Here is a 4,971-nt window from a genome sequence, read left to right as displayed (position 1 = left end):
TATTTTCGTCCGCCCCTCAAATTCTGTTGACAGATTCTCCGGGCACGCTAGAATAGCGGTCTTCGCACTGCAGCAAGCGAAACGTGCCCAGGTGGCGGAATTGGTAGACGCACTAGGTTCAGGTCCTAGCGGTGGCAACATCGTGGAGGTTCGAGTCCTCTCCTGGGCACCACTTGATTTATAAAAAGGTCGGCTTCTAGCCGGCCTTTTTTCGTTTCCGGCCCCGGAATCGGACATGCTCCGGGATTTCCGTATCGCATATCTATCCTCCTCTCATTGCCCCGCCCCGCAGTGCTTCGATCGGTTCAGCACCCTCATTCCTTCACTTCACTCCGCTCCGCACGAATCTCCCGTCGTAGAAAAACCGGGATTTCCCTAGGCTGACAGGCCGTCGCTCACGCGGTTAAATAAATCAACGTGATTTATTTAATGCGCCGCCGAACGGCGCACCATGGAAGGAGACGCCATGAGAAGCCCGCACTTCGGCCAGGGAAGCAATTCGGCCAACGTGCGCCGTTACAACGAGCGCCTGCTGCTGAAGACGCTGCGCCGCGCGGGCAGCGCGTCGAAGGCCGACCTCGCCCGTCTCGCGAACATGACGGGTACGGCGGTCGGCAGCATCATCGGGTCGCTCGCCGACGCGAAGCTGATCGAATTCGCTGGCCGCACCGAAGGCCAGCGCGGCCAGCCCGCTTCGCTGATCCGCCTCGATCCGCGCGGTGCGTTCGGCATCGGCGTCCATCTCGACCGGATGCGCATCGAGACGGCGCTCGTCAACTTCGCGGGCGACGTGCTCGGCCGCCGCTCGCACGACACGCTGCTTCCCCCGCCCGCCGACGTGCTCGAGATCGTTCGTCACGACATCGACGCGATGCAGGCCCTCCTCCCCGACCATGAACGCGCGCGCCTGACCGGCGTCGGCGTCGCGCAGCCGTACAACCTCGGCGCGTGGATGCGCGAGCTCGGCCTCGCGCCCGACACGTTCCGCGCGTGGGAAGACGTCGATTTCGCGGCCGATCTCGGCCGCACGCTGTCGCTGCCCGTCTTCGGCGAGAACGACGGCAACGCGGCCGCGATCGCCGAACTGTTCTACGGATACGGCCGGCAGTGCGACGACTTCGTCTACCTGTTCATCGGGCCGGCGATCGGCGGCGGCATCGCGATCGACGGCGACTGCCTGCGCGGCGTGACCGGCAATGCCGGCGACATCGCGGTGATTCCGGTGCCGCCCAGCCGGCTGGCCTCCGCGCCGCCGCCGCGCGGCCCGTGGGACATCCTGCTCGCACGCGCCTCGCTGCACGCGCTCGTGCGCCACTTGCGCCATCACGGCGAGACGGTCGAGAACCGCGCCGATCTCGAAGCCTGCATCGCCCGCGGCCTGCCGGCCGTCGACGAATGGATCGACGACTGCGTCGACGCGCTTGCACCGGCGCTGCGCGCGGTGCTGTGCGTGATCGACGCGCCGGTGGTCGTGCTCGACGCCGACACCGATGCGGGCCTGCTCGACGCGGTCACGACCCGCCTGCGCGCCGCGCTCGTGGCCACCGCGCCCGAGGCCCGCGGTACGCCCGTGCTCGTGCGCGGCACGTTCGGCGCCGACGCCGGCGCGATCGGCGCCGCCACGCTGCCGATGTTTTTCAACTTCTCCCCGCGGGCCGGCATCCTCAAGGGCGCCCGCACCGATTCGCAGGAGGTCCACCATGTCGCGTTCTGAGTCGCCCCGCCCGCTGCTCGAGATGCGCGGGATCAGCAAGACGTTCCCGGCCGTGCGCGCGCTCGACAACGTCAGCCTGACCGTCTATCCGGGCGAAATCCATTCGCTGATGGGCGAGAACGGCGCGGGCAAATCGACGCTGATGAAGATCCTGTCGGGCGCCTACCGCGCCGACGCCGGCGGCGAGATCCTGATCGACGGCCAACGCATCGAGATCGACGGCCCGCTCGCCGCACGCGATGCCGGCGTCGCGGTGATCTACCAGGAGTTGTGCCTGTCGCCGAACCTGACCGTCGCGGAAAACATCTACGTCGGCCGCGAACTGCGCCGCGGCAACCGGCGCTGGGGCACGATCGACCGCGCGGCGATGGCGCGCGGCTGCCAGGACGTGCTCGCGCGCCTGGGTGCCCCGTTCGGGCCCGACACGCTCGTCGACACGCTGTCGATCGCCGAACAGCAGCTCGTCGAAATCGCCCGCGCCGTGCACACGCGCGCCCGCATCCTCGTGATGGACGAGCCGACCACGCCGCTGTCGTCGCGCGAAACCGAACACCTGTTCCGCCTGATCCGCCAGTTGCGCGAGGAAGGTCTCGCGATCATCTACATCAGCCACCGGATGGCGGAGATCTACGAACTGTCCGACCGCGTGTCGGTGCTGCGCGACGGCGCGTACGTCGGCACGCTGGAGCGCGCGTCGCTGTCGGCCGAGCGGCTCGTCGCGATGATGGTCGGCCGCGACATCTCCGGTTTCTACAAGAAGGAACACGCGCCGTACGACCCCGGCCACCTGCTGCTGTCGGTCCGCGACATCGCCGACGGTGCGCGTGTTCGCGGCTGCAGCCTCGACCTGCATGCCGGCGAAGTACTCGGCATCGCGGGGCTCGTCGGCGCAGGCCGCACCGAGCTCGCGCGGCTGATCTTCGGGGCCGAGGCGCGCGTGCGCGGCGACGTGAAGCTGGGCGAGCGCACGTTCGGCGCGCACTCGCCGCGCGACGCGATCGACGCGGGCCTCGTCTACCTGACCGAAGACCGCAAGCGCCAGGGCCTGTTCCTCGACATGAGCGTACGCGACAACATCAACATCTCGGTGTGCAACCGCGATGCGCGGCTCGGTGCGCTCGACCTCGCGCGCGGCGCCGAACGGGCACGCGACGCCATCGCGTCACTGTCGATCCGGGTGCCGCACGCGAACGTCAACGTCGGCGCGCTGTCCGGCGGCAACCAGCAGAAAGTGCTGCTGTCGCGCCTGCTCGAGACGAAGCCGCGCGTGCTGATTCTCGACGAACCGACACGCGGCGTCGACATCGGCGCGAAATCCGAGATCTACCGGATCATCAACGAACTGGCCCGTGCCGGCGTGGGCGTAATCGTGATCTCGAGCGAACTGCCGGAAATCATCGGCGTCGCCGACCGCGTGCTCGTGATGCGCGAAGGCGAGATCGCAGGCGAACTCGGCGGACACACGCATACGCCGATCACGCAGGAAGCGATCATCGCGCTCGCCACCGGCTCGCAGGCCGAACTGGCCGACGCGCACTGAGCGCCGCCCCTTTTCATTTCACTCTCACATTCAGGCTACCGAAATGATCAACCCGACCAAGCAGCGGAACCTCGCTTCCGCGACCGCCCACCCGGTCGCCAACCGTACGCCCCTGATGCGCGGCGCCGATCACCGCGCCCGCATGCAATCGCTGATCCGCACGGCCGGCATGCTGCCGGTGCTGCTGGTCCTGTGCGTCGGCTTCGGCTTCCTGACCGACGGCTTCTTTACGTTGCAGAACCTGTCGATCGTCACGCAACAGGCATCGATCAACATCGTGCTCGCCGCCGGCATGACGTTCGTGATCCTGACGGGCGGCATCGACCTGTCGGTCGGCTCGGTGCTCGCCGCCGCGGCCGTCGCGGCGCTCATCGCATCGACCATTCCCGGCTGGGGCTGGCTCGGCGTGCCGTTCGCGCTCATCGTCGGCCTCGTGTTCGGCGCGATCAACGGCGGGCTGATCTCGTTCCTGCGCCTGCCGCCATTCATCGTCACGCTCGGCGCAATGACGGCCGTGCGCGGCGTCGCACGCCTGATCGGCAACGACACGACCGTGTTCAACCCGCAACTGCCGTTCGCCTTCATCGGCAACGGCTCGATCCTCGGTGTGCCGTGGCTCGTCGTGATCGCGTGCGCGGTGATCGCGATCTCGTGGTTCATCCTGCGCCGCACGGTGCTCGGGATGCGGATCTATTCGGTCGGCGGCAACCCGGAGGCCGCACGTCTGTCGGGCATCAACGTGCGGGCGATCCAGATGTTCGTGTATGCGGCGTCGGGCCTGCTCGCCGGCCTCGGCGCGGTGATGTCGGCCGCGCGCCTGTATGCGGCCAACGGCCTGCAGCTCGGCCAGTCATACGAGCTCGACGCGATCGCCGCGGTGATCCTCGGCGGCACGAGCTTCGTCGGCGGCGTCGGCTCGATCGTCGGCACGCTGATCGGCGCGCTGATCATCGCGGTGCTGACCAACGGCCTCGTGCTGCTCGGCGTGTCCGATATCTGGCAATACATCATCAAGGGGCTGGTGATCATCGGCGCGGTCGCGCTCGACCGCTATCGCCAGCGCGACTCGGCCCGTACTTGACTCCCTTCCCTCATCGTTCAACCATCGGCGCGCAGGCAGGTCCTCCTGCGCGCGTTCACCAACAGACCTCACGGAGACACAACGACATGTTCAAGCATACCGCCGCCCTGACCGCCGTCGCCTGCGCACTCGCCTTCGGCGCTGCCGCCGCCCATGCAGCCGACAAGCCGCTGAAATCGATCGGCGTCACGGTCGGCTCGCTCGGCAACCCGTATTTCGTCACGATCGTGAAAGGCGCCGAAGCGCGCGCGAAGCAACTCAACCCGAATGCGAAAGTCACGGCCGTCTCGGCCGACTACGACCTGAACAAGCAGTTCACGCAGATCGACAACTTCATTTCCGCGCACGTCGACATGATCCTGCTCAACGCGACCGACCCGAAGGCGATCGAGCCGGCGGTAAAGAAGGCGCAGGCGGCCGGCATCACGGTCGTCGCGGTGGACGTCGCGGCGGCCGGCGCGAACGCGACCGTGCAGACCAACAACGTGAAGGCCGGCGAACTCGCGTGCGACTACCTCGCGAAGAAGCTGAACGGCAAGGGCAACGTGATCATCGAGAACGGCCCGCAGGTGTCGGCCGTGATCGATCGCGTGAACGGCTGCAAGGCCGTGCTCGCGAAAAACGCCGGCATCAAGC

Annotated in this window: 4 protein-coding genes and 1 tRNA gene; all 5 read left to right on the top strand. The window is 67.5% G+C overall.

Annotation, left to right across the window (positions count from 1 at the left end; translation table 11 throughout):
• The first annotated feature begins 85 nt into the window (after positions 1-85).
• Positions 86-172, top strand: a tRNA-Leu gene (locus JMF90_RS23830).
• Between the two features lie 294 nt (positions 173-466).
• Positions 467-1,714, top strand: coding sequence for an ROK family protein (locus tag JMF90_RS23825; protein WP_011545298.1), 1,248 nt, complete (start codon positions 467-469; stop codon positions 1,712-1,714).
• Positions 1,701-3,254 (top strand): sugar ABC transporter ATP-binding protein, encoded by a 1,554-nt coding sequence (locus JMF90_RS23820; RefSeq protein ID WP_077217786.1) that lies wholly within the window; start codon positions 1,701-1,703, stop codon positions 3,252-3,254. Before JMF90_RS23825 ends, JMF90_RS23820 begins: the two co-directional genes overlap by 14 nt.
• A gap of 43 nt (positions 3,255-3,297) precedes the next feature.
• On the top strand, positions 3,298-4,335 hold the full coding sequence (locus JMF90_RS23815; RefSeq protein WP_006476124.1) for a ribose ABC transporter permease: 1,038 nt from the start codon (positions 3,298-3,300) through the stop codon (positions 4,333-4,335).
• 86 nt (positions 4,336-4,421) lie between these two features.
• The coding region (locus JMF90_RS23810) for a substrate-binding domain-containing protein (protein ID WP_201325501.1) at positions 4,422-4,971 on the top strand (550 nt) is incomplete at its 3' end.

The sequence above is a fragment of the Burkholderia sp. E168m23 genome, assembly GCF_016586125.1.
GTDB classification, from domain to species: Bacteria; Pseudomonadota; Gammaproteobacteria; order Burkholderiales; family Burkholderiaceae; genus Burkholderia; species Burkholderia orbicola.
Note: the sequence above shows the minus strand (reverse complement) of the source record. Positions and strands in the feature narration are given on the sequence as shown.

Bases quoted from the DNA above. Each gene is read 5' to 3' on its own strand.
- JMF90_RS23825 (WP_011545298.1), top strand. From the start codon at position 467: ATGAGAAGCCCGCACTTCGGCCAGGGAAGCAATTCGGCCAACGTGCGC.
- JMF90_RS23820 (WP_077217786.1), top strand. From the start codon at position 1,701: ATGTCGCGTTCTGAGTCGCCCCGCCCGCTGCTCGAGATGCGCGGGATC.
- JMF90_RS23815 (WP_006476124.1), top strand. From the start codon at position 3,298: ATGATCAACCCGACCAAGCAGCGGAACCTCGCTTCCGCGACCGCCCAC.